28 protein-coding genes are annotated in these 25722 nt (G+C 71.1%); 17 read left to right on the top strand and 11 right to left on the bottom strand.

Annotated elements, in window-relative coordinates; translation table 11 throughout:
• The first annotated feature begins 4 nt into the window (after positions 1 to 4).
• On the top strand, positions 5 to 529 hold the full coding sequence (locus VP06_RS21840) for a Rab family GTPase (protein ID WP_156295714.1): 525 nt from the start codon (positions 5 to 7) through the stop codon (positions 527 to 529).
• A 266-nt stretch (positions 530 to 795) separates the two neighbouring features.
• A complete protein-coding gene (locus VP06_RS33840; RefSeq protein WP_425350939.1) occupies positions 796 to 1644 on the top strand; it encodes a sensor histidine kinase in 849 nt (282 codons plus the stop codon).
• Between the two features lie 523 nt (positions 1645 to 2167).
• On the opposite strand, the gene VP06_RS21830 is transcribed toward VP06_RS33840, so the two are convergent.
• Positions 2168 to 2908 carry a TerC family protein gene (locus VP06_RS21830; protein WP_048465893.1) on the bottom strand — a complete coding sequence of 247 codons (741 nt, stop codon included), beginning with the start codon at positions 2906 to 2908 and terminating at the stop codon, positions 2168 to 2170.
• A gap of 16 nt (positions 2909 to 2924) precedes the next feature.
• On the bottom strand, positions 2925 to 3899 hold the full coding sequence (locus VP06_RS21825; protein WP_082167543.1) for a lipid kinase: 975 nt from the start codon (positions 3897 to 3899) through the stop codon (positions 2925 to 2927).
• Positions 3900 to 4320: 421 nt separating this feature from the next.
• On the opposite strand from VP06_RS21825, the gene VP06_RS21820 reads away from it, so the two are divergent.
• Both VP06_RS21820 and VP06_RS21815 read left to right on the top strand, forming a co-directional pair.
• Entirely contained in the window at positions 4321 to 5142 is an 822-nt protein-coding gene (locus tag VP06_RS21820; RefSeq protein ID WP_048465892.1) for a hypothetical protein, read from the top strand.
• A gap of 126 nt (positions 5143 to 5268) precedes the next feature.
• Positions 5269 to 6393, top strand: coding sequence for a thermonuclease family protein (locus VP06_RS21815; protein ID WP_048465891.1), 1125 nt, complete (start codon positions 5269 to 5271; stop codon positions 6391 to 6393).
• Between the two features lie 10 nt (positions 6394 to 6403).
• Here VP06_RS21815 and VP06_RS21810 read toward each other — a convergent pair whose 3' ends face one another.
• Complete coding sequence (locus VP06_RS21810) at positions 6404 to 7486, bottom strand: helix-turn-helix transcriptional regulator (protein WP_048465890.1); 1083 nt, start codon at positions 7484 to 7486, stop codon at positions 6404 to 6406.
• Between the two features lie 331 nt (positions 7487 to 7817).
• On the opposite strand from VP06_RS21810, the gene VP06_RS21805 reads away from it, so the two are divergent.
• Both VP06_RS21805 and VP06_RS21800 read left to right on the top strand, forming a co-directional pair.
• Entirely contained in the window at positions 7818 to 8153 is a 336-nt protein-coding gene (locus VP06_RS21805; RefSeq protein ID WP_156295713.1) for a hypothetical protein, read from the top strand.
• A 172-nt stretch (positions 8154 to 8325) separates the two neighbouring features.
• The gene (locus VP06_RS21800) at positions 8326 to 8667 is read left to right on the top strand and encodes a hypothetical protein (protein ID WP_048465888.1); all 342 of its coding nucleotides are present in this window, start codon (positions 8326 to 8328) and stop codon (positions 8665 to 8667) included.
• A gap of 56 nt (positions 8668 to 8723) precedes the next feature.
• On the opposite strand, the gene VP06_RS21795 is transcribed toward VP06_RS21800, so the two are convergent.
• On the bottom strand, positions 8724 to 11546 hold the full coding sequence (locus VP06_RS21795; RefSeq protein ID WP_048465887.1) for a phosphoenolpyruvate carboxylase: 2823 nt from the start codon (positions 11544 to 11546) through the stop codon (positions 8724 to 8726).
• Positions 11547 to 11920: 374 nt separating this feature from the next.
• On the opposite strand from VP06_RS21795, the gene VP06_RS21790 reads away from it, so the two are divergent.
• The 3 genes from VP06_RS21790 (at position 11921) to VP06_RS21780 (ending at position 13389) form a co-directional block, all read left to right on the top strand.
• Positions 11921 to 12283 carry a hypothetical protein gene (locus tag VP06_RS21790; RefSeq protein ID WP_156295712.1) on the top strand — a complete coding sequence of 121 codons (363 nt, stop codon included), beginning with the start codon at positions 11921 to 11923 and terminating at the stop codon, positions 12281 to 12283.
• Entirely contained in the window at positions 12280 to 13029 is a 750-nt protein-coding gene (locus VP06_RS21785) for a hypothetical protein (protein WP_048465885.1), read from the top strand. Before VP06_RS21790 ends, VP06_RS21785 begins: the two co-directional genes overlap by 4 nt.
• A 99-nt stretch (positions 13030 to 13128) precedes the next feature.
• Complete coding sequence (locus VP06_RS21780) at positions 13129 to 13389, top strand: hypothetical protein (protein WP_048465884.1); 261 nt, start codon at positions 13129 to 13131, stop codon at positions 13387 to 13389.
• Between the two features lie 129 nt (positions 13390 to 13518).
• Here the strand turns inward: VP06_RS21780 and VP06_RS21775 are convergent, their stop codons facing one another.
• Both VP06_RS21775 and VP06_RS21770 read right to left on the bottom strand, forming a co-directional pair.
• A complete protein-coding gene (locus VP06_RS21775) occupies positions 13519 to 13794 on the bottom strand; it encodes a hypothetical protein (protein WP_048465883.1) in 276 nt (91 codons plus the stop codon).
• A gap of 6 nt (positions 13795 to 13800) precedes the next feature.
• Entirely contained in the window at positions 13801 to 14067 is a 267-nt protein-coding gene (locus tag VP06_RS21770; RefSeq protein WP_156295711.1) for a hypothetical protein, read from the bottom strand.
• A 485-nt stretch (positions 14068 to 14552) separates the two neighbouring features.
• Here VP06_RS21770 and VP06_RS21765 point away from each other — a divergent pair, with 485 nt between their 5' ends.
• From VP06_RS21765 to VP06_RS36550, 4 genes are all read left to right on the top strand, one after another.
• Positions 14553 to 14939 carry a hypothetical protein gene (locus VP06_RS21765; protein WP_048465881.1) on the top strand — a complete coding sequence of 129 codons (387 nt, stop codon included), beginning with the start codon at positions 14553 to 14555 and terminating at the stop codon, positions 14937 to 14939.
• Between the two features lie 114 nt (positions 14940 to 15053).
• The gene (locus VP06_RS21760; RefSeq protein ID WP_048465880.1) at positions 15054 to 15770 is read left to right on the top strand and encodes an AzlC family ABC transporter permease; all 717 of its coding nucleotides are present in this window, start codon (positions 15054 to 15056) and stop codon (positions 15768 to 15770) included.
• Positions 15767 to 16087 carry an AzlD family protein gene (locus VP06_RS21755; RefSeq protein WP_053081977.1) on the top strand — a complete coding sequence of 107 codons (321 nt, stop codon included), beginning with the start codon at positions 15767 to 15769 and terminating at the stop codon, positions 16085 to 16087. Before VP06_RS21760 ends, VP06_RS21755 begins: the two co-directional genes overlap by 4 nt.
• A 176-nt stretch (positions 16088 to 16263) precedes the next feature.
• Positions 16264 to 16401, top strand: coding sequence for a hypothetical protein (locus VP06_RS36550; protein ID WP_156295710.1), 138 nt, complete (start codon positions 16264 to 16266; stop codon positions 16399 to 16401).
• A 114-nt stretch (positions 16402 to 16515) separates the two neighbouring features.
• Here VP06_RS36550 and VP06_RS21745 read toward each other — a convergent pair whose 3' ends face one another.
• The 4 genes from VP06_RS21745 to VP06_RS21730 form a co-directional block, all read right to left on the bottom strand.
• Positions 16516 to 16938, bottom strand: a complete 423-nt coding sequence (locus tag VP06_RS21745; RefSeq protein ID WP_048465878.1) for an arsenate-mycothiol transferase ArsC — start codon at positions 16936 to 16938, stop codon at positions 16516 to 16518.
• Positions 16939 to 17026: 88 nt separating this feature from the next.
• Positions 17027 to 17515, bottom strand: coding sequence for a UPF0262 family protein (locus VP06_RS21740; RefSeq protein WP_048465877.1), 489 nt, complete (start codon positions 17513 to 17515; stop codon positions 17027 to 17029).
• A gap of 105 nt (positions 17516 to 17620) precedes the next feature.
• On the bottom strand, positions 17621 to 18910 hold the full coding sequence (hisD, locus tag VP06_RS21735; RefSeq protein WP_048465876.1) for a histidinol dehydrogenase: 1290 nt from the start codon (positions 18908 to 18910) through the stop codon (positions 17621 to 17623).
• A 79-nt stretch (positions 18911 to 18989) separates the two neighbouring features.
• On the bottom strand, positions 18990 to 19439 hold the full coding sequence (locus tag VP06_RS21730; RefSeq protein ID WP_048465875.1) for a DUF2948 family protein: 450 nt from the start codon (positions 19437 to 19439) through the stop codon (positions 18990 to 18992).
• A gap of 422 nt (positions 19440 to 19861) precedes the next feature.
• Here VP06_RS21730 and VP06_RS21725 point away from each other — a divergent pair, with 422 nt between their 5' ends.
• On the top strand, positions 19862 to 20176 hold the full coding sequence (locus VP06_RS21725; RefSeq protein ID WP_425350938.1) for a hypothetical protein: 315 nt from the start codon (positions 19862 to 19864) through the stop codon (positions 20174 to 20176).
• Positions 20177 to 20198: 22 nt separating this feature from the next.
• On the opposite strand, the gene VP06_RS21720 is transcribed toward VP06_RS21725, so the two are convergent.
• Positions 20199 to 21050 (bottom strand): LysR family transcriptional regulator, encoded by an 852-nt coding sequence (locus VP06_RS21720; RefSeq protein WP_156295709.1) that lies wholly within the window; start codon positions 21048 to 21050, stop codon positions 20199 to 20201.
• 148 nt (positions 21051 to 21198) lie between these two features.
• On the opposite strand from VP06_RS21720, the gene VP06_RS21715 reads away from it, so the two are divergent.
• From VP06_RS21715 to hisS, 3 genes are all read left to right on the top strand, one after another.
• The gene (locus tag VP06_RS21715; protein ID WP_048465918.1) at positions 21199 to 22233 is read left to right on the top strand and encodes a bile acid:sodium symporter family protein; all 1035 of its coding nucleotides are present in this window, start codon (positions 21199 to 21201) and stop codon (positions 22231 to 22233) included.
• A gap of 298 nt (positions 22234 to 22531) precedes the next feature.
• Complete coding sequence (locus tag VP06_RS21710; protein WP_048465872.1) at positions 22532 to 23767, top strand: O-antigen ligase family protein; 1236 nt, start codon at positions 22532 to 22534, stop codon at positions 23765 to 23767.
• 129 nt (positions 23768 to 23896) lie between these two features.
• Complete coding sequence (gene hisS, locus VP06_RS21705) at positions 23897 to 25432, top strand: histidine--tRNA ligase (RefSeq protein WP_048465871.1); 1536 nt, start codon at positions 23897 to 23899, stop codon at positions 25430 to 25432.
• Positions 25433 to 25722 lie beyond the last annotated feature (290 nt).

Raw genomic sequence — 25722 nt, 5'->3', positions numbered from 1 at the left:
TCGGGTGGCGGCGCGCAAGATCATGATCCTGGGGGCGATCGGCGTCGGCAAGACCTCGCTCGCCAACCGGCTCGCCTTCGGCCGGTTCGAGACCAGCTACAAGGCGACGATCGGGGTCGACATCTACACCACCACCGCCCCGCTGCCGGGTGGGGCCAAGGCGATGCCGCTGGTCCTGTGGGACACCGACGGCGATTTCGGCCTCAGCATCTTCCGTACCGTCTACCTCAAGGGCGCGAGCGGGGCGCTCATCGTCGCCGACGTGACCCGCCCCGCCTCCCTCGACCAGATGGCGGCGCTGATCGCGGGCTTTCGCGAGGCGCTGCCGGGCCGCCCCTGCGCCGCGGTGCTCAACAAGAGCGACCTCGTCGCCGGAGATTCCGGCGAGCCCGGCTCGGGCGCGCCGCCCGATCTCCTCGCCCGGGCCCGGGGTGCCGACGTCGTCGCGCTCGCGAGCGCCCGCACCGGGCACGGGGTCGCCGGCCTCTTCGCCGAGCTGGCCACCACGATCGAGCGCCGGAGCCTGTAAGCGCCATGCGCGCCGCTGTCGCACTCCCGGCCGGAGCGGACCTCTCCCGCACCCTGACCCATCTCCTCGAGGCCGGCCTCGTTGGCGTCGCGGCCCTCGGTCCCGATGGCCGCGTCCTCGCCCGCACCGGCTCGTTGAGCGATTGGCTGCCCGAGCCCGGGCGCTCCGCCTTCGACAGCCCGATCCTGTCGGGCCTCGAGGAGGACCTGCGCGCCCAGCAGCGGGCGGCCCCCGAGCCGATCGTGCTGCCCGGAATCCGTCTCGCCATGGTGAGCGGCGCCCCGCGCTGCGACATCGCGATCTCCTGGGAGGTGGGACGAGGCGAGCATGCCGTCCTCACCACCGTCGATCAGGTCGACCGGCCGATCGACCACTGGGTGCTCCAGCAGCGCCGCGAGCAGCGCCTGCTGGAGGAGAAGATCATCGCCGCCTCGCGCGAGCTGGAGCGGATGAACCGCAACCTGCGCGACTTTGCCTCCGTGGCCGCGCACGACCTTCGGGCGCCCCTGCGCCAGATCGTGGCCTTCACCGGCATCCTGCGCACCACCCTCGGGGCGGAGGCCGGCCCGGTCGTCCGCGACAGCCTCGACACGATCGAGGGCTGCGCCGCCCGGCTCAACCGGATGACCACCGGCCTCCTCGACTACGCCCGGCTCAGTGCCGAGAGTCACACCTTCGAGCCGGTCGATCTCGGCCGGGTCGTTCAGGACGCGACCCGCAACCTCGACCTCGACCTGCGCGCCGCCTCCGCCGACCTCGTCGTCGGGCCGCTGCCGACCGTGAACGGCGTGCCGGCGCTCCTGACCAACCTGTTCCAGAACCTCGTCGCCAACAGCATCCGCTACCGCGCGCCGGAGCGGCCCTTGGCGATCGAGATCCGGGCCTGGCCCGGGGAGCCGGGCCGGATCACCGTGCGCGACACCGGCATCGGCGTGCCGCCGGCCTTCCACGAGGCGATCTTCGAGACCTTCGCCCGGGTGCCGAACGGGCGGGCCCCGAACGGCGTCGGACTGGGATTGAGCATCTGCCGGCGGATCGCCGAGCTGCATGGCTGGCGCATCGGCGTGGTGGCGGAGGAGGGGCCGGGGGCGTGCTTCCGGATCGATCTGGGGTAGGGATCGTCCGATGAAGCGCGTGGTCAATGGTTGGTTCGCGGTGTTCGTCCCTCATTTGCCATCGCGCAGGCAGCCGGTTCCTCTCGCGCCCGCCCGAGCAGGATGAGCGGGTCGAGCGTCTGCGCGCTGCCGAGACGCGGCGTGGCGAGACGGTGCCGGAAGGAAGCCGGGGAACCGTGGTCGAGATCCTTGGCGACCACGAAGCCTTCATGGTCGAGTTTCAGCAGCCGTTCGCGGCACTGGTGACGGTCGATGCCTCTCCCCTGCGTCATGTCCGCGAAGTCCGCGAATGAGCATCAAGCCCGGTGTCGGCGGTTATACCAACGGTCGTTGGAAACGACCTTTGGTTCCGTTCGCGAATTTTCGTCAAGCCTCTGGCTTGGCATCGAAAATTTGAGATGGTTCATCGGCCCGATGCGTCAGCATCTTGGGCCGATGGTATTACCGTCTCGGGTTCAAACGAAAACAGCGCCCGACCGCATCGCGATCGGGCGCTGCCGTCACAGCACCAGGCTGACCGGCGTCACGCCGCCTTGCGCTTTCCCTTCCGCGAGCGCCGGCCGAGGATGTTGAGCACCTCGACGCCGGCCGAGAAGGCCATGGCCGTGTAGACGTAGCCCTTCGGCACATGGGCGCCGAAGCCCTCCGCGATCAGCGTCATGCCGATCATGATGAGGAAGCCCAGCGCCAGCATCACCACCGTCGGGTTGGCGGCGATGAAGCGCGACAGCGGATCGGCGGCGAGCAGCATCACGGTCACCGCGGCCAGGACCGCGATCACCATGATCGGCACGTGCTCGGTCATGCCGACCGCCGTGATGATGCTGTCGATCGAGAAGACCAGATCGAGGATGAGGATCTGGCCGATCGCCGCGGTGAAGCCCAGCGAGCCGGATCCGCCGGCCTTCTCCTCCGGGTCGGGGTCGAGGCTGTGGTGGATCTCCTTGGTGGCCTTCCAGAGCAGGAACAGGCCGCCGGCGATCAGGATCATGTCGCGCCAGGACAGCCCCTTGCCGAAGATCTCGAAGACCGGCTGGGTCAGGTGGACGATGTAGGCCACGGTCCCGAGCAGGCCGATGCGCAGGATCAGCGCGAGCCCGATGCCGATGCGCCGGGCCCGCGACTGCTGCTCGGCCGGCAGCTTGTTGGTGATGATCGAGATGAAGATCAGGTTGTCGATGCCGAGCACGACCTCCATGACGACCAGGGTCGCGAGGGCGGCCCAGGCCGTCGGGTCGGCGGCGAGTTGAACGAGGGAGTCCACGACGAAACGGTCCTCTTTAGGGGAAGATCGAGGGGCGGCCCCGCGCCTGGCTCGGGGCGGGGAAATCCGGCGCAGGGACATCCGGCGCAGGGAAGTTCGGGGCAGGGAAGTCCGGAGCATGGACTTGGACGGCCCGCGGCAGCACCCGCACATGGGCGGGGGTGTAGGTCGTCAATTCGCCGTCGGTGTTGACCGGGCGCGGCTTCTTGGTGCGCAGCACCACCTCGGTGGTCTGGAAGGCGCGCACGTCGGCGGCTTTCCCTTGCGTGCCCCGCCGCAGGGCCGGCAGCAGGGCCAGCAGCCGCCACCAATGGGCGACCTCCAGGCTGTAGAAGTTGAGCAGCCCGTCATCGACGGTGGCGTTCTCCTCCACCGTCATGCCGCCGCCGTAATGGCGGCCGTTGCCGACCGAGACCTGGATGGTCCGGACGGTCTCCACCGTGCCGTCATGCTCGATCGAGACCGTGAACGGCCGCGCCCGGCGAAGCAACCGGAACGCCGCGACCGCATAGCCGATCGTGCCGAGGCGGCGCTTGAGGTCGGCCGTCAGCTCGCCGGCGAGATCGGCCGAGAAGCCGATGCTGGCGACGTTGAAGAAGTAATGGCCGTTGACGCAGCCGAGATCGATCGGCCGGGCCGGCGCCGTGGCGATCACCTCCGCCGCCGCCAGGGGATCGGCGGGCAGGCCGAGGCTGCGGGCGAGATCGTTGGCGGTGCCGAGCGGCAGGATGCCGAGCGGCAGGTGCGCTTCCGCGAGCGCCTGGGCGGCGGCGTTCAGGGTGCCGTCGCCGCCGCCCAGGATCACCATGTCGCAGGTGCCCACATGGGCGTGGATCAGCGCCTTGCAGTCGGTCTCGCCCGGGGGCGGCTCGACCGTCGCGATCCCGCCACGGCGCAGGACGCCCTTCACGGCGTCGAGGTCGAGCCCGCCGTTGCGGGCCTTCTTGTTGACGACGAGCAGGGCCCGCCGGGGCGTGTCAGCGCCGGACATCGGCGCCTCCCGCGATGGCAGGGGGAGAAAGGGGAACGACGCGCAAGAATGCGGGCCCTCCAGTGCGATCGTGCCGCGTCAGCACAAAGGCAGAGAAGGGGTCCGACATCGCGGTCGACGCCTCGAACCGCCAGAGGGGCCCGGACCCGGGGAGCCTATGAGGTGGGGTGGCGGCCGCGCTTGGCAAGGTCCCGGGGGGTTTAGGCCAATCCCGGGCTTCCTCGCTGCGAGGCTGGCGGCCTGAGGTCCGGGGTCGGGAGCGGGAGTGAGGATGTGGGGCGAGGATGTGGGGAACGTGGGTAGCGGGGAGGGCAACGGGCCCGCAATGGAACCGTAACCGCGGCCACGAACGTTCCCTTACCTGCATTCACCTGCGTGATCGCCTCGCCTGATCGCGCTCCTCTCCCCGGGTGCCGCCCCCATGCTCCCTTCCCTCCGGCTCCGTTCCCTCGGGCCAAGCCGCCCCACGCCGTCGTCCGCCCTGCTCGGCCTCGGTCTCGCCGCCCTCCTGTCCTCCGGCGCCTTGGCGCAGGGCTGGGTCGATCCGCCGGCGCGGGCCGGCCGGAGCCCCGCGGCCGAGATCCCGGCTGCCAAGGACCCGGCGCCGGCGCCCGCTCCAGCAGCGCCCATCGTCGCGCCGGCCCCCCGGGCCGAGGGGCCGAAGGCCCACATCCCGCGCCGGGTCGCCGAGGAGGTGCGCCGCCCGGCCCGCAGCGGGCTCCATGCGGCGACGGCCGCCCGCCGTGCCGCCCGGCTCGCCCGGGCCGAGCGCCCGCTGCCGGTCCAGATCCCGGCGCCCGCCCCCGTCACGGTCTCGGATTCGCAGATGCGCGACTGGGCGGTCGCCTCGCAGCGCCTGGCCCGCGACTACCTCGCGTCGATCTCGGGCCCCAACGGCACGACGCTGGCGGTGGCACCGGGCTTCTACGGCAGCCAGGTGGTCTTCCACGGCCGGTCGATGAGCGTCGCCAGCGTGATGGCCGAGAAGCGCCGCTTCGTGCGGCGCTGGCCGGAGCGGCGCTACCGGCCGCGGCCGGATTCCCTGCGCACCGCCTGCAATGCCGGGCTCGCCGTGTGCCAGGTCCGGGCCACGGTCGATTTCGTCGCCTTCAGCCCCGAACGCGGCGCGCGCTCGCAGGGCACCGTCGATGTCGAACTGGCGGTGAGCCTGGCCGGCGCACGTCCGGTCATCATCGCCGAGACCAGCCGGGTCGTGCACCGCGAGGCGGTGGCGAGCCGCTGACCGGACGCGGACGCCCTGTGACAGGGCGCCGATCAGGACCTAGATGAGAGATCGTGGCGCCCGCCGGAGCGGCTGGCGGCCCGCGAGCAGGCCCCGCGGCCGGGGGCGATGGGACACGATGCGGACATGACCTCGCGTGAGCAGTTGCAGGCGCTGATCCGGGCCGAGATCGACCGGCAGCACCCCGTCGCCGTGGCCCGTCGCACCCTCGAACTCCTGGCGGAATCCGCGACCCGCCGCCTCGACGCGCCCCCGGGCTACCAGATCGTCGACCGGGACGGGCAGCCGCGCACCCGCATCGTCGGTGGCGAGACGCTGCCCCTGAGCCTGAGCGATCTCGTCGACGAGCTGCGCCGGCAGCACCCGACGATGTTCCAGCAGCCCGCCGCCCCGCCGCCGGCGGCCTCGGGCGGGGCCCCGCGGGACTGGATCGTGGTGAAGCCCGCCCCGGCGGCGCCCAGACCGCCCGCCCGACCCTCGCGCCTGCGGGAGGCTCTCGACGGCCTCGCCGCCCGCCTGCGCCGTCCGGCGCCTGCGCCGCAAGGTCCCGTCGCCGCGGCGGTCCCGGTTCCGGCCGGACCGACCGGTGAGGGCCTGAAACCCGGCCTCGCCCGGCCGCAACGACGGCTGGGTCGGTGGTCTTCCCATCGCGGGGCCTATGCCGTCCTGGGTGGGCTCGTCGTGCTCGGCATCGGCTCCGCGCTGCTCCGCGACGGTGGGGAGCCGGCGCGGGAGGCGGCGATCGTCGCGCCGGCGCCCGCTCAAGGGACCGGCCCAAGGACCAGCCAAGCCGCCGACGTGCGGCCCGAGGCGCGGCCCGCGGAGGCGAAACCGGCCGAGACGAAGCCCGCTCCGGCGGCGGTGCCGTCGAAGGCCGCCGAGACGAAGCGCGAGCCGGTCCAGACCGGGGCCGTGGTGCCGGAGACGGCCGGCCCGCTTGCCGGCGTCGCCGAGGTACTCGACACCGCGACCCTGCGGCTCGGCGGCCGGACGCTCCGCCTCTACGGCGTCGAATGGGCGAAGGGCGCGCAGGCGAGCGACCTCTCCGGCTATCTCGCCGGCCGCCCGGTGAATTGCCAGCCGAGCCCCGCGAAGACCGCCTGGATCTGCACCGTCGACGGGCACGACCTCTCCGAGGTGGTGCTCTATAACGGCGGCGGCCGTGCCGGCGCCGATGCGACGCCGGACCTCGTCGAGGCCGAGCGACACGCGCGCACGGGCAAGCTCGGGATCTGGGCCAAGCAACCGTAACGTCCGCGCGTCATCGCAGGCCTGCCGCGCCGAGAAGCGCCACCAGGGCTCCCTGGCGCCCGGTCCCGGTCTTGGCGAACACCGCCTTGATCTGGCTGCGCACGGTGCCGACCGCGATGCCGAGCGTCCCGGCGGCCTCGTCGAGGGACGCGCCGCCGGCCAGGATCGCGGCGAGCCGTGCCTCCGCGGCGGTGAGGCCGAAGACCTGCGCCAGCACGGCCGGATCGGGCCGCTGCTCGGCCGTGAGATCCGTGACGGTGAGGAGCATCTGGGCGCCCAGGAAGGGGGAGCGGGCGGCCTCGATCACCGGCAGGACGCGCAGGATCAGAGGGCGGCGGTCGCCCCGGGGAACCAGGATCGGGCCGGCCGGCGGCGGGCTGCGATGCGGGAGCGCGCCGACCACGCCCGCCAGTGCCTCCCTTGCCCGCGTGTCGGCGATCCGCACGGTGCCGTCGACCACGCGGAAGGCGGCGTCGAACAGGGCGTCCGCCCGTGCATTGGCGCCGACGACCCGGCCGGCTCCGTCGAGGGCGAGGGCTGCCTCGCCGACCTGCTCGAGCCCGCGCAGATGGCCGTCGAGGGCGGCACGGCCGAGGGCTTCCGACAGGGTGGCGGCGCGGCCGAGGCGCTGGGCGAGGCCGGCAAGGGGCTGCACCGCCTCGAACGGGCCACGGCGCGCCTTGCGCTGCACCGACACGGCCCAGTGCTCGGAGCCGGCATGGAAGCCGGCGACGGCGAACCAGTGGTAGCCGTGGCGCAGCAGCAGGTCGTTGTAGAACGGGGCGCGGGCCATCTCCTCGGCGGTCAGGATGCCGTGGTCGGTGACCACCTCGCCCCGCATCACCCGTGGCACCGCGCGGGTGCGCAGGTCGTTCACGTGCCAGCCGTGCCGGAAATAGTCGTCGACCAGCTCGGCGACGCTGGCGGTGCAGGGGATGCCCGGCGTCCGGTTGTGGCTCCGGAGCAGCATCACGCCGTCGCCGTCGACCAGGGCCGAGACGTGATCCAGCGCGGCGCCCCAGCGCGACGGGTCGAGGATCGCCTCGCCGAGGCTGTCGTCGAGGCGCCGGAGCGTGTCGTCAATGAAACCCATGGGTGAAATCATCTCATGAAAAGTTGTATCATTGGCCGGGCCGGATCATCCAGGCTCCACTCCCCGAAACATTCTCGTGTATTTGGGTGGGCAAGTCATGAGGCCGCATACCTCATTTGAGGGATGACAATCAGGACATTTGACTTTCAGCCTCTTCTCAGGCATGCTACGGTCGTCATACTCATACCAGAAGTATATTTCCAATGGATTTGTGGATCGAGTGGCAGGTTTCCGCAACTTCAGCAGAAAATACTTATTGATCGCGCTGAAACTTGGCTTCATGCATCGGCAATGGTCCCAGAAATTGCAGGGCCATGCAGGGAGACCGAACGTGACACGCTTTCGTTTTGCCGCTCTGGCGGCCATGGTCATCTGTGTCGGCGGCGTGACTGGCGCTCAGGCGCTCGAGTACGAGATCTCGGTGACGCCCGACCGCGACGTCTGCTGGCAGCCGACCTACCGGCCCGAGCGTGTGGTGGTGAACACCCGCGGCCGGCTCGTGCGTCCGCCGGCCCGTTCGATGGCCTATGATCTCAACTACCAGGCGAGCGGCGGCCTGGTTCGCAACTCCTACCATCCGGGCGTCTACGTCGAGACGCAGCGCGTGGTCGAGCCGGAGCACTACTCCCTCAGCCCCACCGCCTGCCCGCCCCGCACCCGCGGCTGAGCCGGACGGCACGGGCACATCGGAGGACCGCCGGCACCACCATCGGTCCCGGCGGTCTTTCACGTTCGGGAACCGGTAAGGTTGACGTCAGGTCCCGGCCCGCGGTCGCGGTCACGTCTGCTAGGCTTCACGCCGCGGAACCATGGGTTCCGCCGGGTGAGGACGGGACGTCATGACGGTGGGCGGAGGAACAGGGCGGATCGCTGCGGCTGCGGCGATCGTGGGCGCCACGACGATTGCGGCCGCGGCGAGCCCCGCTGCGCCGACGGGCCGGCCCGATCTGGGCGGCGGCTTCATCGAATTCCTGGTGACCGGCGCCGTCCCGGCCTCCCCCGGTCCCGCCCGGGCGCTCGCCCGCATGTCGGGCGACACGGTGCCGTATGACGGCCCCCTCGCGCCCGGGGCGATCATCGTCGATCCGAAGCGTCGCCTGAAATACCGCGTCCTGCCCGGCGGACAGGCCGAGCGGCGGCCGATGCGCTCCGCCCTCGACATGAGCTGGGCCGAGCGCTGACGCGCGTCCCGGGGGACGAGGCCGATCCTCGCGGCGGAGGACCGGCCCGGCTCCCCTTACCCGAACGCCCCGACCTCGTGCTGGATCATGCCGCTGATCTCGCGCACGAGGCCGAACAGGCGGCGGATCGGCGCGAACAGGGTGCGGTGCTCGGCCTCGTAGGTGCCGACGCCGCGGGGGCCGGCCGGCTCGCCGAAATTGAGGCCCAAGGTCGGATCCGGTGTCACCGGGAAGATGTCGTCGAGGAGCTTGAGGCAGCTCTCGACGTCGAGGCGCAGGATGCGCTCGATCAAAGCCTCGCGGGTGATGCCGTTCTGCGGCCGGAAGCCCGGGATATGCACCGCCAGGAACCAGATCCGGTGGATGAGCGCGAGGCGCAGCGCGTGCAGCAGCGCCAGACGCGGCGTCATCCCGGGCAGGTCCGGGGCGACCATGTGCAGCATCAGGTGGTCCTGGGTCAGCCGGCCGAACAGGCGGCGCAGATGCGGCGCGAGGTTGAGCCGGTCGAGGGCGCCGGCGATCGCCACGATCTCCTCCCGCCGCCCGTCCCGGGTGGCGCGCCGCGCCCGCTCCAGCCAGACCGAGGGGTCGAGGGTGTCGATATAGGCGCGCAGGACGTCGAGGTCGCCGACGGCGGTGGCCTCCTGCACCAGCCGGAAGGCGCGGGCGAAGCGCTCGGAGCGCTCGCGCATCTCGACGAACCGGTCGGGCGCGCGGCCGGCCGCCCGCCCGACGCCGTGCAGGGAATTGGCCAGGAAGCCGAGCTGCTGGAGGATCGCGTTGTTGGGGATCGCCCGCATCTGGCGCGGATGGGTGATGGCGACGGGCCCCCCGGCATCCGATTGCCGCGCCACCGGCCGCGAGCCGGTGCGGTCGATGAGGTTCGGCCCGAAGGTGCCGAGCAGGGCGGCGTAGCCCGGATCGTTGACGAGCGTCTCCATGTCCTGGCGCACGCCGGTGAAGAACTCGGTGGCGAAGTCGGCCTCGGCGTAGATCGGGTCGGGCGCCGGCTGGAGCCGGCTGTAGACGTGCTCGCCGATGCGCGCGACCGTCGCCTCGGCCAGCGTCTGCGTGCCGAACATCAGGTAGCCGTCGCTGCCCTGGAAGCTCGATTCGAGGCTGGTGCGGATCCCCGCCTCGCGGTTGCGCCGCCGCGCATGGTCGGGAGCGAGATAGGCCAGCCGGTCGGCGAGGCTCGTCGGATGCGCGCCGCGCCCGATCGATTCGCCGTGGGTGTCGAAGATCACGAGCTCGATGTCGGTGAGGTCGTGCGCCGCCATCAGCTCGGTGAGGCGGAAGCGCAGGCGCTCGATCCAGAAGGTGGCGGCAAGCTGGCCGACATAGCGGCCCGAATCCGAGTAGCCGAACTGCACCACCAGGCGGCCGATGCGCTTGAGATAGGCCCGCCAATGGGGCGAGCGCAACGCATCCTCGATCACGTGCACGCCCTGTTCGAGGGCGGAGGCGGTCTCGAACAGGGGCGTGATCTCGACCCGGTCGCCGATGCCGAAATGCTGCGCCAGCCAGAGCGCGGCGAGCAGGGTGTAGCCGGTCTCGGTCTCGGCGATCAGGAAGCGGACCGGGTGGGTGCCGTCGATATGCTTGAGGATCTGGGCGATCGTCATCATCAGCCGGGCGGCGGAGGCCCGCTCGGCGGCGAGCGCCCCGAAATCCACCGGCACCGCCGCGACCTCGGCGAGGAGCGCGTTGATCGAGGCGAGATGCGAGCGGCGCTGGGCCGGATCGGTCGGGTCGCCGTCCTGGTCGAGTTCCCGCCGCACGGCGTTGTGGACCTGGCTGGCATTGAGCCGGAAATGCGGCAGGCCGTTCTGGAGCCCGTGCGCGGCGACGCCGGCCCGTAAGATGCAGAGCCTCAGGCGCGCCTCGTCGTCGGCGGCCTCGGCCACTGCCCGGTCGAGGAGAGACAGGAGCGGGCCGGCCTCGGTCTGGGCCCGGTCGCGCTCGATGATGAGGGCGAGCGCGAAGCGGTGCACCGCCTCGAGGCTCGGCTGCTCGCCGAGCTTGGGCGCCACGGCGAGCTGGCGCAGGACCGCTGCCCTTGCCTCCTGGGCGAGCCTGCGGGCGGGGTCGGCGGCGGGATCGTCAGGGAGCTGGGCCAGAACCCGGTCGAACTGGGTGCGCTTCGATTCGAGCCGGTAGCGCAGGGTGTCGTACCAGCCGATATCGGTGCGCCCGTCCGTGTCGCAGCCGACCCAGGACGCCAGCACCACCGGCATGGGCACGAGTTCGCTCCAGCGATCGGGCCAGCGCTCGCGGGCGGCGCGCAGCAGCGCCTCGTTCAGCCCGTCGAGGGCGGCGCGGCCGTGCTGGACTGCGTGCCGGGCCTGGTCGAACTCGTCGTTGAGGGTGATGACCGGGTCGGCCCGGGCGGAGAGCGCGGCGGCGGCGGCAATCGGCGCCTGGCGCGCCGCCGGGTCGGGCTCGGAGGCGGCCTCGGCGAGGAGCCTCGCCACCGCCTTCGGCATCCCGAAAGTCGGGTGGGCGGTGAAGACGGCGGCAAAGCGCGTCCGCTCGACCCGGGTGCGGGCGGTCTCGAACGTCATCTCCGGGTCGCCGAGGGCGGCCGCCGCGACGGCCTGCGTGGCGGCATGCGAATCCGCCTCCGTCCCGAGGCCGAGATAGGCCCGCAGCCGTGCCGCCCGCGCCTCCAGCGCCCGGGCGCGCAGGCGCACGAACAGGCCGCTCAAATGCTCCTCGCCGATCTCGCCCCGGTCGAACCGGCGGCTGATCGCCAGCGCGACGGTCAGGACGGGGTTGCGGAACGGGTCCTGGCTCGCCTGGTGGCGTGCCTCCTCGACCAGCCCGAGCAAGTCCGCCTCCAGGGCCGCGGCGTCCTGCGGGTCGGTCGTGGGGAGCATGGAACCGGGGATGGTGGAACCTTGAAGCCTGTCCATCGGGTCGCTTCGTCCTGTGGCCGGATCACCGTCCGGATCGAGTGGCGCGCGGGCTCGCGCCTGGGGGCCGTGACGCAAGGAGCGTTCCGCGCCACGGCCGGCCATGCTCTAGCCCGGGCGCTTCAGGGTGGCGAGACGCCGCACGCCGTTCCCGCGCAAGCCATAATGGTGGTCGTCCCACGGGCCTGCTGCGCGCGGGCGGCCTGTCGGCCCGCGTGGTACCCGGCGCGGGGGGCGTTGTGCGCGTGAGGTCGGCCTCCGATCGTATCGGGGCCGGCTCTTGCGACCGGACAGGCCGCGGGAAATGCTCTAAGGCTGGCCTCACGATGGAGATGATCGTGATTCTGGCTGCCGTGGCAGCCCTGGTATTTGCCGGCCTGGTGCTCGTCTTCGCGCATGGCCGCGCCCGCAATCCGTCTCTGCGGCTCCCGCACGAGCAGGAGCTGGAGGACCGGGGCGACGAGCTGTTCCGCGATTTCGACCAGGACCTCGCCGGCCTGCTCGAGGAGGCGGCCCTGCATCCGGAGGTGCCGCGCGCCTATCCCGCGCGGCTGGCCGCGCCCGACGCGCCGCGATCCCGCCCGCTCGGCGGCATGACCATCGATCACGATCCGGCGGAGCCCGGCCTGCCCGAGGCCGGTGGCCGCATGGCCGATCCCTCCACCATCGCCCCTGCCAAACGCGACGGAGATGTCCGGTGACCCATGCCGCGGTGCAGGCCCTGCTTCTGGCCGGCTTGACGGCTGCTCCCTTGGCTCTGTCCGCGGCCGGTCCGGCCCGCGCGCTCCCCGCCGAGACGGCGCCCGCCTGCCCAGCGCCGCAGGCGGCCGAGTTCGCGGGCGGGACGGGCTTTCGCCTCTGGGTCACCCGGCAGGGGAGCATGACCTGGAGCAATCCACTGCGGCCGCTCTCGCCCGAGACCGTGCAGGTGTTGCAGGTGGTGATCCGCAACAGGATCGCGACCGCCTACGGCCCCGACCTGTCGGGCCTGCGCCGCGGTCCTTCGCCGGCCGCCCTCGAAGCGCAGAACGGCGCGCCGATCCAGTGGGCCGACAACCCGGACGCCCTGCCGCGGACCCTGCGCATCCTGGCCGAGGATGACGGGCAGGTCCTGGCCGAGCTGACGTTCCAGAGCTGCGGCGATGCCCCGAAGGTGGCTCAGCCGAAACCCGTCCCCACCGCCCGCAAGGGGGGGACGAAGGCGGCGAAGGCCGGGTCACCCAAAGCCGGGTCATCCAAGGCCGGCTCGCTCGATGCCGCGTCGACCAAGGCGGATGCGACCAAGCCGGACGGCGCAGGAGCGGACCCGGCCGATCCCGCCGCCGATGCGCCCAAGCCGTCCCCCAAACGGGTCGCAAAGCCAAAGCGTGAGAAGGCCGCATCCCCCGACGCCGCGCCCGCCCGGACCCCCGGCGGGCTCCTGTTGCCGCAGGGTGCGATTCCCTGAGTGCATCCGGCGCATCGGCCTGAAACACCTGAGCCGTTCCGGCGTTCGTCCGCCGGGCGGCTGCTCCCTCTCATGATCCGCTCACGGAGACATCTTGCAATGTATGATTCCTGGCTGCGCCTCGGCTTCGACACCGTTCGCCTCGGGCTGGAAGCCCAGACGGTCGTCGCCCTGCGGCTGGCCAAGCTCTCGCTTGGCGGCACGGCCGCCCAGGTGGAGGCGCAGCGCATGGTCACGGAGAAGGTGGAGGCCGCGGCGGAGGCCGCGATGACCCTCGCCTCCGGTGGCACGCCCGAGCGGGTGGTGCGGGATTATCGCCGCAAGGTGCAGGCCAACGCCCGGAGGCTCAGCCGCGGCTGAAGGCGCGCGGCGCCTCCTCCCGTCGGAACACCGGCGGGGATTGCCGCTCCCGCCCCGAACCCGTCGACCCGGGCCGCCGTCACCACGAGCGGTGATCGCATGGGAACGGTGGTCAGGGGTGGATGGCGATTACTTGCGGGCCGCCATCATGTCGTGGGTGAGCACCGTCAGCTTGCCGATCAGGCTGGTGATGTCGCCGTGGGTGCAGGACCATTGCGTGCCGATCGCCCCGCCATCCGAGGAGACCGACACCACCGCGACCGAGCGCAGCTTGCCCTCGCGGGCGAGGCGCAACTGCTCCTGCAACACCTCGATCATCGAGGCGGTGTTCTCGTCGACGGGGGCCGCGGCCACGGCCTGCGGGAAGGCCACGATGCGGTTGGTTTCGGCGGCAATGTCGCTCATCGGACTCTACGAACGCTGGAAGGAATCGGGTGTGCGGGGGCAGCGCAGGGCCGCATCGCGGTCGCCCGGCCTCCGCGCGCCTCGGGGACGGTCGAGCCGTCCCAGGAGATCGGCAAGAGGACCGGCGAGATCCGCCGGCAGCGCCTCGGTCAGGCAGCCGTCGAACGTGGCCCGGAGGCCAGGCGCCAGGAACGCGGCCATGCGGCCCGCGTCGTCGGCCGGCCGGCCCTGCGGCCGGATGGCGGGTGTCGGCCCGCCGGGTCGATCGTGCATCGCCCGTGACATCATCGCAGCCTCATGGTCGGGAGCCGCCCTCGCCACCAAAACTGCCGATCCCGGCACGGATCACAATCCCCGCTCTGCGGCCGAGCTTCCACTTCCGCCCCTCATGTTGTGAGACCGCAACACTGATCCCGCCGCCCGCCGCCTCGCCCGAGACCCCGATCGCGGATCCAGGCCGGAGCCTCCACCACCATCATGAAAATAATAACAATGTCTCGTGACGATGGGTCGTCTCGATTGCGTTAAAGTTTTTTTTGAGGAATATGAAGATCAATGTGATAGATGGAACGAGGGTCGATAGCAGCGCAATTGCTGATTGTCTCGCTCGCAAGCTCAAGCATTTCACAAGCTCGTCCAGTGAAGACAAGCTTGCGCTCGATCAGGCGGCGCGCTAGACGACATCATCATTCCAATGACGTGTGAGGCTCACCGTTCCGAGGCCGGTGCCGGAAGGAGAGGGGAGGAGTTCGCGCCGGATGATCACGACCGTTCCGCCTCTCGTCTGGCCGTCGAACCTGCTCGGCCGCGGGATCTGGGTCAGTCCGCACGACGAACGGGTGCCGAGCGCCGTTCTCGACGGCAACGGCCGCAGCATCACGACCTGGACCGTGACGGCGACCCATCCCGCCCTGATATGGCGCGTGCGGCAGAAGGCACCGGCCGACGGCTCAGTGTCCCTGAGCCGCGAGACGCTGGCGCGGAGGCTCACCGACGATCTGCGCGCCGTCACCCTTGTGAGCGAGGCGGGCCTGCGAGCCTCGGGTGAGCATCATGCAGCCGCTCCCGCCCTGACGAGGCAAACGGTGCTGTTTCACGTGGAAACGCTTCGTCAATGCCATCCGGTCACGATTCGTCAACCATGATGTCGGCGGCCATGGGTGCGGATCCCGCAACCCAGGCAGGCCCGGCCGCGGATTGACGCCCGCCGGGAGGGAGAGCAACAGACGAGCCTCCCGCTCCCGATACCCCCTTCTCTCATGTCCCATGCGTCCGCCGCGCCGTTCACCCGGGCCGGCATCCTCACGGGCATCCGGCTCAGCCTGCCGCTCTGGCCCAGCATCGCGGTGTTCGGGGCCGCGTTCGGGGCCGCGGCGGCCCAGCGCGGCGTGAGCCTAGCGGAAGCCGTCGGCGCCAGCGCCCTCGTCTATGCCGGCTCGGCCCAGATGGTGACCCTCGAAGTCTGGGGCCAGCCCTGGACGGTGAGCGCGCTCCTGGCCGCCATGACGGTGACAGGGCTCATCAACGCCCGGATGATCCTGATGGGCGCCACGATCCAGCCCTGGATGCGCGGCACCCCGCTCTGGCGCACCGCGATGACGCTGTTCGTGCTCGTCGATGCGAGCTGGCTGATCGGCGTGCGCCACCGGTCCGAGGGCGGCCGCGACCTCGGCGTGCTGTTCGGGTCCGGCATCGGCCTGTGGCCGCTCTGGGTCGCCTCGACGGCGGCCGGACACCTCGCCGGCGCCCTGGTGACCCAGCCCCGGGCCTATGCCCTCGACATGATCCTGCCGGTGTTCTTCGCCGCCATGCTGGCGCCGCTCTGGCGCGGCATGCGGCCGGCCCTGCCCTGGCTCGCCTCGGGCGTGGTGGCGCTCCTGGTGCAGCGGCTGGTGCCGGGCTACGCCTTCATCGCGGCGGGCGCGGCGGCCGGCCTCGTCACCGGCCTCCTCGTCGACGACGGGGCGGCGCGATGATCGACGCGGTCCTCGCCGGGCCGGCCGGGCCCTGGATCGCCATCCTGGCGCTCGCCCTTGTCACCTATCTGTGCCGGGCCTCCGGCGTGGTGCTGATGAGCCGCGTGCGCCTCACCCCTCGGGTCGAGCGGGGGTTGCGCGCCCTGCCGGGCTCGATCGTGGTGGCCACCGCCCTCCCCACCGGCCTGTCGGCCGGCTTGCCGGGGCTCCTCGGCCTCGTCACCGCCGCCGGCGTGATGGCGCTGACCCGGTTCGAGCTGGCGGCGGTGCTGGCCGGGATGGGGGTGGTGGCTTTGGGGCGGGCGCTGGGCCTCTGACGGGAAACGCCCGCCGGAATCGCCGTTACGGCGGCGCGACCGTCCTCTTCCCGTTACCGGTGCGAGCAACGCCGCCATTCGGCTGCGAGCGGACGATACACTCCCGGAACGTGGCCTTGCTCACCGGCGATTGTCGAAACAAGGGCTCGCCGCTCGGGCCGCGGGGAATGCGCAGCATGTCCACGCAGATCTGGCAGTATGGCCCGCACAGCCTGGCCTGGGCGCGGGCCTCGCCCGTCGCGCCAAGGACCGCCATGCCAAAGACCGTCGCGCCGAGGATCACCACCCGTAAATTCCGTAACGGCATCACCTGATTCCCCAAGGCATCCCGCGTGGGCTCATGCCCCGTCTCGGGGGATAGTCGGGCCTTCCGAAAGGAAAATCCAGCAACGCGGACGTACCGGCCTCCGGTTGACGATCAAGTCTTGTCAGCGCAACCGCTGCCGGATGCGAAACCCCAGCCCGTCCCGCACGTCGCGATAGGCGTCGAGGCGCTGCTCGCGCGAGCCCTGCGACACGGTCGGGTCCGGCGTCGGCCAGTACTCGACATCGGCGGCCACCGTCCGGGTCAGCTCGAGGGCGGCGTGGTGCGCCTCCGGCGAGAGCGAGACGATCAGATCGAAGTTCAGGCCCTCCCATTCCTCCAGCTCCTCCAGGGTGCGGGGGCGGTGGCGCGAGGCGTCGATGCCGATCTCGTCGAGGGCGGAAATCATGAACGGGTCGGTGGGCTCGCCGCTGCGGACGCCGGCGGACTGCACGTAGACCGACTTGCCGAAATAGTGCCGGGCCAGCGCCTCGGCGCAGGCCGAGCGCACGGCGTTGAAGTTGCAGACGAACAGCACCGACTGCACCCGCCGGCCCGGTTTCGCCGGGTCCGGCTTCGAAGGGCCGGCCCCGGCGGGAGCGGCGCTGTCCGGAAGGGGGCTTCCGGACACCGGGTCAGCCCTTCCAGTGGAGGGCAAAGATCAGGGTGAACAGCCGGCGGGCGGTGTCGTGGTCGATCTCGACCTTGCCCTCCAGGCGCTGGCGCAGCAGATCCGACGCCTCGTTGTGGACCCCGCGCCGGCCCATGTCGATCGCCTCGATCTGGCTCGGCGAGGCGGTGCGGATCGCCTTGAAGTAGCTGTCGCAGATCATCTCGTAGTCGCGGATCACGCCTCGGAATGGCGTCAGCGACAGGAGATGGGTCATCACCGGCTGGCCGTCGGCGGTCGAGATCGCGAAGGACAGCTTGTTCTCGACGAGGCCGAGCGCCAGCGCGTAGGGCCCGCCCTCGTGATTGGCCACGCGAAAGCGGTTCGATTCCAGGATGTCGTAGATCGCGATGGCGCGCTCGTGCTCCTGGTCGGGGTTGCCGCGCCCGATCGAATCCTCGTCGAGCGTCACCGCCGCCAGGCGCTGTCGCGGATCGGGAGCCTCGCTCGCCATCGGATCTCCTCCCCGAGTCGTCTCGCGGACGTTTACAGGACGTGCAGCAGAGGCGAGCGCGGCCACGCGCGCAAGCCGGACCTAGGGCAGGGTGACTCGGATCGGTTAAAGGTTCAGGCGGATCGCCACCGAGCGGGCATGCCCGTCCAGCCCCTCCGAGCGGCCGAGCGCGATCGCGGCGGGCCCCAAGGCCCGCAGGGCTTCCGGCGTGCAGGAGAGGAGCGAGGTCCGCTTCATGAAGTCGAGCACGCCGAGGCCGGAGGAGAACCGGGCCGAGCGGGCGGTCGGCAGGACGTGGTTGGGGCCGCCGACATAGTCGCCGATCGCCTCCGGCGTGTGGGCGCCGAGGAAGATCGCCCCGGCATTGCGCACCCGCGCCGCCAGATCCTCGGCGTCGGCCGATTCGATCTCCAGGTGCTCGGGGGCGAGGCGGTCGACGAGCGGGATCGCGTCGGCGAGCCGCTCGACCCGCACGATCGCGCCGTAATCGCGCCAGCTCGCCGTGGCGATCGCGGTGCGCGGCAGGGTCCTGAGCTGCCCCTCGACAGCTGCCGCAACGGCATCCGCCAGCGCATCGCTGTCGGTGACCAGGATGGCTTGCGCGGCCGTGTCGTGCTCGGCCTGGGCGAGCAGGTCCGCGGCGACCCAGTCGGGGTTGGCGCAGGCGTCCGCCAGGATCAGCACCTCGGACGGGCCGGCGATCATGTCGATGCCGACCTGGCCGAAGACCCGGCGCTTGGCCGCCGCCACATAGGCGTTGCCCGGCCCGACGATCTTGGCGACCGGCCTGATCGTCGCCGTGCCGTAGGCGAGAGCCGCCACTCCTTGCGCGCCGCCGACCCGGAACACCTCGTCGATGCCGGCGAGCTTCGCGGCGGCCAGCACCAGCGGGTTGGTGACCCCGTCCGGCGTCGGCACCACCATGGCGATCCGCGGCACGCCCGCCACCTTGGCCGGCACCGCGTTCATCAGCACCGAGGAGGGATAGCTCGCGGTGCCCCCGGGCACGTAGAGCCCGACCGATTCGAGCGCGGTCCAGCGCCAGCCCAGCGTCACCCCGAGGGCATCGGTCTCGCGGTGGTCCGCCGGCACCTGGGCGCGGTGATAGGTCTCAATCCGCTCCTTCGCCAGCACCAGGGCGTCGAGGGCTTCGCCCGAGCAGGCGGCGGTCGCGGCGTCGATCTCGTCGGGCGAGACCCGGATGGTGTCGGGGGTGAGGGCGAGCCGGTCGAAGCGCGTCGTGAAGTCGATCAGCGCCGCGTCGCCGCGCTCCACCACGTCCCGGATGATGTCGCGCACCGCCGTGTCGACATCCTCCGCCACCTCGCGCTTGACCGAAAGCAGGCGGGTGAACCGGGCCTCGAAATCGGGGTCGCGGGAATCGAGGCGCTGCATGCTGTGTCCGGTCTCGTGGTCGGCGGAACGGAGGGTCGATCTCAGGGAGCGATCCGAGGCCCGCCGACTGCCAAAAAATTCACGCCGCGTCGAGGGGCAAGTCCAGGGCGGCATGAACCGGCTTGCTCTCGGCCTGCCAGACCGGACCCAGGTCCTTCATCGCCGCCTCGATGCATTCGAGGTCGAGCCGGATCGCGCCGCCGCCGGAGAAGACCAGGGTGGCGGTGCCGGAGGGCGCCTCGCCCGGCTCGAAGGTGATGGCGAGGAGTTCGAGCGGCGCATCGGGCTCGTCGCGAGAAATGTTGCGGCAGCGCACGGCGAGCACCCGCTCGAAATGCAGGCCGGTCAGCCGCCGCCGTGGCGGGGCACCGTCGGGGCATTCCCAGTCGAAGCGCCGCGCCACCAGAGCGAAGCGGCGCTCCCGGGGCAGGTAGGCGAGGTCTCCGGTCCGAAGGACCGCATCCTGGAGGTGAGTCGAGATGACCGCGAGATCGTCGGCGTCGAGGGCAGCGAGCTTCAGCAGCTCCATCTCCGCGTCCTTCACTGTCGGCGTCCCTGTGCTTGGGGCCGGTCCGTCGAGCGGCCGGCCCGCGCTGTCGGATGGATACTGGGCGTAATACCAACGGTCGTTGGAAACGACCTTTGGTGCCGTTCTCGAATTTTCGCCAAGCCTCTGGCTTGGCATCGAAAATTCGAGATTGAGCCAACGGCCGGATGCGTCAGCATCTTCGGCCGTTGGTATAAGTGGCGACGCTCCCCGCCGACGGCAACCGTCGCGCGGCCGGGATCGCCCCGAGGATCGCCGCGAGGATCGCGGGCAGGGTCGGATTTCCCCAGCATTTCCGATATGCCGCAACGGCACCGCAGCGCCTCAGCCGGCGTTCATGTGCGGACGCCTAGCGTGACCGGCGGAAATGATCCGGCACATCGTCCGAAACGACGGAGAGATTCGTGAGAACCGTGATGACCGCGGCCCTGGCCGCCCTGACCCTCGGCCTCGGCGTCGCGCCCGCCTTCGCGCAGTACGGCTACGGCTATGACGACGAGCGCCCGCGCCGCCGCTACGAGGAGCGCTACGACGACGAGCGCCCGCGGTCCCGCCGCCACGATTACGACCGGCCGGGCTACCGCGAGTATGGCGGCCGCATCGGCCGGGTCTGCGTCACCGCCCGCGGCAACTGCCCGACCCGGCCGGCTCCCCTCAACAGCTCCTGCGGCTGCGAGATCCCGGGCTTCGGCTTCAAGCGCGGCGCCATCGGGTACTGACCCCCATCATCCGGGCACGGCATCAATCCCAGATGTCCGCGTTCAGGATCTGGTGCGCCAGCGCCCGGCTCGGCTCCCGGTGGAGCCCCGGGCCGGACAGCACGAACTCGACATCGGCCAGCCGCGGCAGGTCGGGATGCGCCAGTTCCTGCAACCCGTCCGGGATCAGGCTGCGGGGCTGCGCCATCAGGCCGACGCCGGCCAAAGCCGCGGCCCGCAGGCCGCTGAGGCTGGCGCAAGTGCAGGTGATGCGGAAGGCCCGGCCCTCCTGCGTCAGCGCCGCCAGCGCCACCGCCCGGGTGATGCTGGGGGCCGGGAAGCTCGCCAGCGCCACCGGCTCGCCCCGCTCCGGCAGGGCGGTGGGGAGCCCGACCCAGACCAGCCGGTCGCGCCGCACCAGCATCCCTTGCGTCTCGCCGACATGGCGCTTGCCGAGCACGAGGTCGAGTTCGCCCCGCGCCAGCGCGTCGTGGAGGAAGCCCGTGAGCGCCACGCTCAGTTCCAGGTCCACCGACGGATAGGACTCGCGGAAATCGCGTAAGACCTCCGACAGCCGGCTCTGCACGAAATCCTCCGAGGCGCCGAACCGCACCTTGCCCCGCACCGGGCCGCCGGACAGCGCCCGCTCCAGCCGCTCATGCGCGTCGAGCACCGTGCGGGCGAACCCTAGGACCGTCTCGCCCTCCGGGGTCAGCGCCACCGAATGGGTGTCCCGGGCCACGAGCCGATGGCCGGTCTGCGCCTCCAGGCGCTGGATGTGCTGGCTCACCGTCGACTGGCCGAGGCCGAGCTGCTCGGCCGCCCGGCTGAAGCTGCGGCTGCGCACCACCGCCGCCAGGGTGCGCAGCAGCACGGGATCGATCAGGCGTGTCACTCCGGCCCTCCGCATCCTGCATGAGCGATGATCAGGCTATCGCATTTCACGATAACTGTAATCCTGGCGCCTTGCGTACCCATCCGGGCGCCGGCCGGTTAGGGAGACCGGACCCTTCCAGAGACCCTTGCAGACCCTCCGGCCCGCCATGCTCTCCCGCTTCCGACCCGACACCTTCACGCTGATGATCGTCGGCGCCCTGATCCTCGGCAGCGTCCTGCCGGTCCAGGACCGGGCGGCCGAGTGGCTCGGCGTCTTCGCCGACGGCATGATCGCGCTCCTGTTCTTCCTGCACGGCGCCCGCATCGACCGGCAGACGGCGCTCGCCGGCCTGGTGCATTGGCGCCTGCACCTCGTGGTCTTCGCCTCGACCTTCGTGCTGTTCCCGATCCTCGGCCTCGCCGCCGGCCTGCTCAGCCCGGCCCTGCTGACCCCGGCGCTCGCCGCGGGCGTCCTCTTCCTCTGCGTGCTGCCCTCGACCGTGCAATCCTCCATCGCCTTCACGTCGGTGGCGGGCGGCAACGTGCCGGCGGCGATCTGCTCGGCCTCGGCCTCGAACATCCTCGGCATGTTCATCACGCCGCTGCTCCTCACGGTGCTGCTCAGCACGCAGGGCCAGCATCACGGCTTCGACTGGGGGGCGGTCGGCAAGATCATGGCCCAGCTGCTGCTGCCCTTCGCGGTCGGCCAGCTGCTGCAACCGCGCCTCGGCCCGTGGCTGAGCCGGCACAAGCCCCTGACCATGGTGGTCGATCGCGGCTCGATCCTGCTCATCGTCTACATCGCCTTCAGCCATGCGGTGACGACAGGATTGTGGAGCCGCACGCCCCTGCCGGCTTTGGCCACCATGCTGGTCGTCGACCTCGTGCTCCTCGCCACCGTGCTGTCGATCACGACCGCGGCGAGCCGCCTCCTCGGCTTCGCGAAGGAGGACGAGATCACCATCGTGTTCTGCGGCTCGAAGAAGAGCCTGGCCTCGGGCGTGCCGATGGCGAACGTGATCTTCGACGGCCAGGATGTCGGCGGCATCCTGCTGCCCCTGATGCTGTTCCACCAGGTTCAGCTCATGGCCTGCGCCGCGCTTGCCCGCCGCTACGCCGCCCGCCCCCCGGCGCGGCCCGCCGACGGGGAGGGGACGGCCAGGACCGGCCTCGCGCCCGCCGCGAAGCTGGCGGCACGCTGATCCGCCGGCGGCGTTGACGAAGGATTCATGTCGTCGCGCCATTCTCCTGGGGAGCCAAGTTGCGTACCGGCTCTCCCGAGTATCCGGCCCCGTCGTGCGTTCCGCGGCGGGGCCGCGCTGTTTTGGGGCCTGCCCGATCGACAGCATGGTGACGCAGCCGGTCCAGGCCCCGGACGGGCCGGGCACTTTGGTGATACGATCCGATCAGTCCGTTTCGACTTCGTTCACCATGTCGCTTCAGCCCGCGCACACCATCCGCCGCTAATCTCCCGGGCGTCGTCACCCGAAGAGGCGCCCGATGGCCACGTTCGTCCTGCCGCGCCGCGACCTCGCGGCGGTGCCGTTCCTCCATCTGCTGCGCGGCTTCGGCCATGTCCTGATGGCGGCGTTCATCTTCTTCGCCTGCTTCGCCTTCTCGGACACCTCGCCCTACGACATCGTGGCGATCCCGACGATCGTGCTCTGGGTCCTGCTCGGCGTGCGGCTGTACCGGGGCGCGATCCCCGTCGTCATCATTCTCCTCGCCTTCGTCGCGGCGACGGTGGTCGCGCTGATCCCCTATCTCGACGAGGACCTGCCGGCGGTCTGGACGGTGCAACTCGGCTACCTCGCGGTCACGGGCATCTTCTTCACGCTGTTCTTCTCCGACGACAGCGACCGCCGGGTCGAGGCCGCCCTCAAGGTCTACACCGCCAGCACGCTGTTCTGCGCCATCCTCGGCATCGGCGGCTACCTCGAGCTGATCGGCAACGAGAAGCTGTTCAGCATGTATGGCCGCGCCTCGGGCACGTTCCAGGATCCGAACGTGTTCGGGTCGTTTCTGACCCTCGGCGCGCTCTACCTGATGCACAACCTGCTCACCGGCCGCGCCCGGCGCCCGCTCCTGTCGGGCCTCGGCCTGTTCATCCTGCTCGCCGGCGTGTTCCTGTCGTTCTCCCGCGGCTCCTGGGGCGGCACCCTGGTGGTGAGCGGCCTGATGGTGCTGATGCTCTACCGCACCAGCGCCCCGCGCTTACGCCGCCGCATCGTGCTGCTCGCCGCCCTCACGGCGGGGTTCGGCGCGGTGGCCCTGGTCGGGCTCCTCTCCGTCGGCAGCGTCGGCGAGACCTTCGCCAAGCGCGCCGCCGTCACCCAGGATTACGACGAGGGCGAGACCGGCCGCTTCGGCAACCAGCTGCGCGGCATCGGCATGCTGATCGAGGACCCCCTCGGCATGGGCCCGCTGCGCTGGCGCCGGACCTTCAACCTCGAGCCGCACAATTCCTATATCGGCGCCTTCTCCAATGGCGGCTGGATCGGCGGCGTCACCTTCGTGTTCCTGGTGCTGATGACGAGCCGGGTGGGTTTTAGGCTGATGAGCCAGGACACGCCCTACCGGCGCCACGCCCAGATCGTGTTTCCGGCCCTGCTGATGTTCTTTCTCCAGGCGGTGCAGATCGACATCGAGAAGTGGCGCCACGTCTACATGATGCTCGGCATCGTGTGGGGGCTGGAGGCGGCGCGGGTGCGCTGGCTGGCGACCCGGGAGGCGTGAGGCAGGCATCGGTTTGCAGCCGCCGGCAAATGGGCTAGAGCCCGGCGAAACCTGCGTCCGCGTCCCGCCGTGCCCGTCCCCGTGACGGAGCTGGCCGCGCCGGACCCGTTCCTGTCCTTGCGAGACCCGATGTCCAAGTCCGCGAAGGCCGAGAAGGCCGCCACCCTCAAGCCCCGCCTGCCGCGCGGCCTCGTCGACCGCGGGCCGGCCGAGATCGCCGCCACCAACCGGATGCTGGACAAGATCCGCGAGAGCTTCGAACTCTACGGCTTCGAGGCGGTGGAGACCCCGTTCATCGAGTACACCGAGGCGCTCGGCAAGTTCCTGCCCGACCTCGACCGGCCGAACGAGGGCGTGTTCTCGTTCCAGGACGACGACGAGTCCTGGCTGTCCCTGCGCTACGACCTGACGGCGCCGCTCGCCCGCTACGTCGCCGAGCATTTCGACGCCTTGCCCAAACCCTATCGCAGCTACCGCGCCGGCTACGTCTTCCGCAACGAGAAGCCGGGCCCGGGCCGCTTCCGCCAGTTCATGCAGTTCGACGCCGACATCGTCGGCGCCCCGACCGTCGCGGCGGATGCCGAGATCTGCATGATGGCCGCCGACACCCTGGAGAAGGTCGGCATCGGCCGCGGCGACTACGTGGTGAAGGTCAACAACCGCAAGGTCCTCGACGGCGTGATGGAGGCGATCGGGCTCGGCGGCGACGACCAGGCCGGCCGGCGCCTCACCGTGCTGCGGGCGATCGACAAGCTCGACCGCCTGGGTGCCGACGGCGTGAGCCTGCTGCTCGGCCCCGGCCGCAAGGACGAGAGCGGCGACTTCACCAAGGGCGCCGGCCTCTCGGATGAGGCGATCGAGCGCATCCTGCGCTACGTCTCGTTCCAGGCGAGCCCCACCGAGGGCGGCGACCGCCTCGCCTTCTGGGAAAACTTCTTCGGCGGCTGGAGCGAGGTCGTCGGGGCGTCCGAGACCGGGCGCCAGGGCATCGCCGAGCTGCACACCATCATGACGCTGTGCGAGGCGGCGGGCTACGGCCACGACCGGGTGCGGGCCGATCCCTCGGTGGTGCGCGGCCTCGAATACTATACCGGCCCGGTCTTCGAGGCCGAGCTGACCTTCCCGGTCGTCAACGAGGACGGCCAGACCGTGCGCTTCGGCTCGGTGGCCGGCGGCGGGCGCTATGACGGCCTCGTCGGCCGCTTCCGCTCCGAGCCGGTCCCGGCGACCGGGTTCTCGGTCGGCGTCTCGCGCCTGTTCTCCGCCCTCCAGGTGGTCCGCAGCCCGATCGTGTCGGGCCAGGCCGCCCCCGGTCCGGTGGTGGTGCTGGTGCTCGACCGCGAGGAGACCGCCGCCTACCAGGCGCTGGTGGCGGGTCTGCGCCAGGCCGGCATCCGCTCGGAGCTGTATCTCGGCGCCTCCGGCATGAAGGCCCAGATGAAGTACGCCGACCGCCGCGGCGCGCCTTGCGTCGTCATCCAGGGCAGCGACGAGCGGGAGAAGGGCGAAGTCCAGATCAAGGACCTGATCGAAGGCGCCAAGGCGGCGGATGCCATCGGCAGCAATGCCGAGTGGAAGGCCGCCCGCCCGGCCCAGTTCTCGGTGCCGGTGGACGAGATGGTGGCGCGGGTGCGCGAGGTGCTGGGGCGGCATTATGCTGGGTGAGGGCCTTTCCCGGCCGCAACCCATCGTATCGCCTCTACCCGGGCGTAGGGCTGTCCGGGAAAAAAAATGAATGGCGCGGCCTCTCCCCTCTCCCCGCGGGCGGGGAGAGGGCCGCATCCCCCTTGTCGGGGATGCGGCAAGCGCAGGCGAAAGCCGGAGCGAGGGTGAGGGGGTGGGTCCGGAGGAGCCACAACCGGAGATGCCCCCTCACCCCCCGCCCTTCGGGCTCGATGTGTCCCCTGAACGGGGACCCATCCCTCTCCCCGCCCGCGGGGAGAGGAGAGAACCCG

The organism is Methylobacterium aquaticum (genome assembly GCF_001043915.1).
Classification (GTDB): domain Bacteria; phylum Pseudomonadota; class Alphaproteobacteria; order Rhizobiales; family Beijerinckiaceae; genus Methylobacterium; species Methylobacterium aquaticum.
This window is presented reverse-complemented; position numbering and strand designations above follow the sequence as displayed.

What these genes read in the sequence shown, in the direction of transcription:
- VP06_RS33840 (WP_425350939.1), top strand. Translation starts at nt 796, where the DNA reads ATGGTGAGCGGCGCCCCGCGCTGCGACATCGCGATCTCCTGGGAGGTG.
- VP06_RS21795 (WP_048465887.1), bottom strand. Translation starts at nt 11,546, where the DNA reads ATGCTCCCCACGACCGACCCGCAGGACGCCGCGGCCCTGGAGGCGGAC.
- VP06_RS21815 (WP_048465891.1), top strand. Translation starts at nt 5,269, where the DNA reads ATGACCTCGCGTGAGCAGTTGCAGGCGCTGATCCGGGCCGAGATCGAC.
- VP06_RS21765 (WP_048465881.1), top strand. Translation starts at nt 14,553, where the DNA reads ATGATCACGACCGTTCCGCCTCTCGTCTGGCCGTCGAACCTGCTCGGC.
- VP06_RS21715 (WP_048465918.1), top strand. Translation starts at nt 21,199, where the DNA reads ATGCTCTCCCGCTTCCGACCCGACACCTTCACGCTGATGATCGTCGGC.
- VP06_RS21755 (WP_053081977.1), top strand. Translation starts at nt 15,767, where the DNA reads ATGATCGACGCGGTCCTCGCCGGGCCGGCCGGGCCCTGGATCGCCATC.
- VP06_RS21820 (WP_048465892.1), top strand. Translation starts at nt 4,321, where the DNA reads ATGCTCCCTTCCCTCCGGCTCCGTTCCCTCGGGCCAAGCCGCCCCACG.
- VP06_RS21780 (WP_048465884.1), top strand. Translation starts at nt 13,129, where the DNA reads ATGTATGATTCCTGGCTGCGCCTCGGCTTCGACACCGTTCGCCTCGGG.
- VP06_RS21800 (WP_048465888.1), top strand. Translation starts at nt 8,326, where the DNA reads ATGACGGTGGGCGGAGGAACAGGGCGGATCGCTGCGGCTGCGGCGATC.
- VP06_RS21825 (WP_082167543.1), bottom strand. Translation starts at nt 3,899, where the DNA reads ATGTCCGGCGCTGACACGCCCCGGCGGGCCCTGCTCGTCGTCAACAAG.
- VP06_RS21760 (WP_048465880.1), top strand. Translation starts at nt 15,054, where the DNA reads ATGTCCCATGCGTCCGCCGCGCCGTTCACCCGGGCCGGCATCCTCACG.
- VP06_RS21710 (WP_048465872.1), top strand. Translation starts at nt 22,532, where the DNA reads ATGGCCACGTTCGTCCTGCCGCGCCGCGACCTCGCGGCGGTGCCGTTC.
- VP06_RS21810 (WP_048465890.1), bottom strand. Translation starts at nt 7,486, where the DNA reads ATGGGTTTCATTGACGACACGCTCCGGCGCCTCGACGACAGCCTCGGC.
- hisS (WP_048465871.1), top strand. Translation starts at nt 23,897, where the DNA reads ATGTCCAAGTCCGCGAAGGCCGAGAAGGCCGCCACCCTCAAGCCCCGC.
- VP06_RS21770 (WP_156295711.1), bottom strand. Translation starts at nt 14,067, where the DNA reads ATGCACGATCGACCCGGCGGGCCGACACCCGCCATCCGGCCGCAGGGC.
- VP06_RS21730 (WP_048465875.1), bottom strand. Translation starts at nt 19,439, where the DNA reads ATGGAGCTGCTGAAGCTCGCTGCCCTCGACGCCGACGATCTCGCGGTC.
- VP06_RS21740 (WP_048465877.1), bottom strand. Translation starts at nt 17,515, where the DNA reads ATGGCGAGCGAGGCTCCCGATCCGCGACAGCGCCTGGCGGCGGTGACG.
- hisD (WP_048465876.1), bottom strand. Translation starts at nt 18,910, where the DNA reads ATGCAGCGCCTCGATTCCCGCGACCCCGATTTCGAGGCCCGGTTCACC.
- VP06_RS36550 (WP_156295710.1), top strand. Translation starts at nt 16,264, where the DNA reads ATGTCCACGCAGATCTGGCAGTATGGCCCGCACAGCCTGGCCTGGGCG.
- VP06_RS21775 (WP_048465883.1), bottom strand. Translation starts at nt 13,794, where the DNA reads ATGAGCGACATTGCCGCCGAAACCAACCGCATCGTGGCCTTCCCGCAG.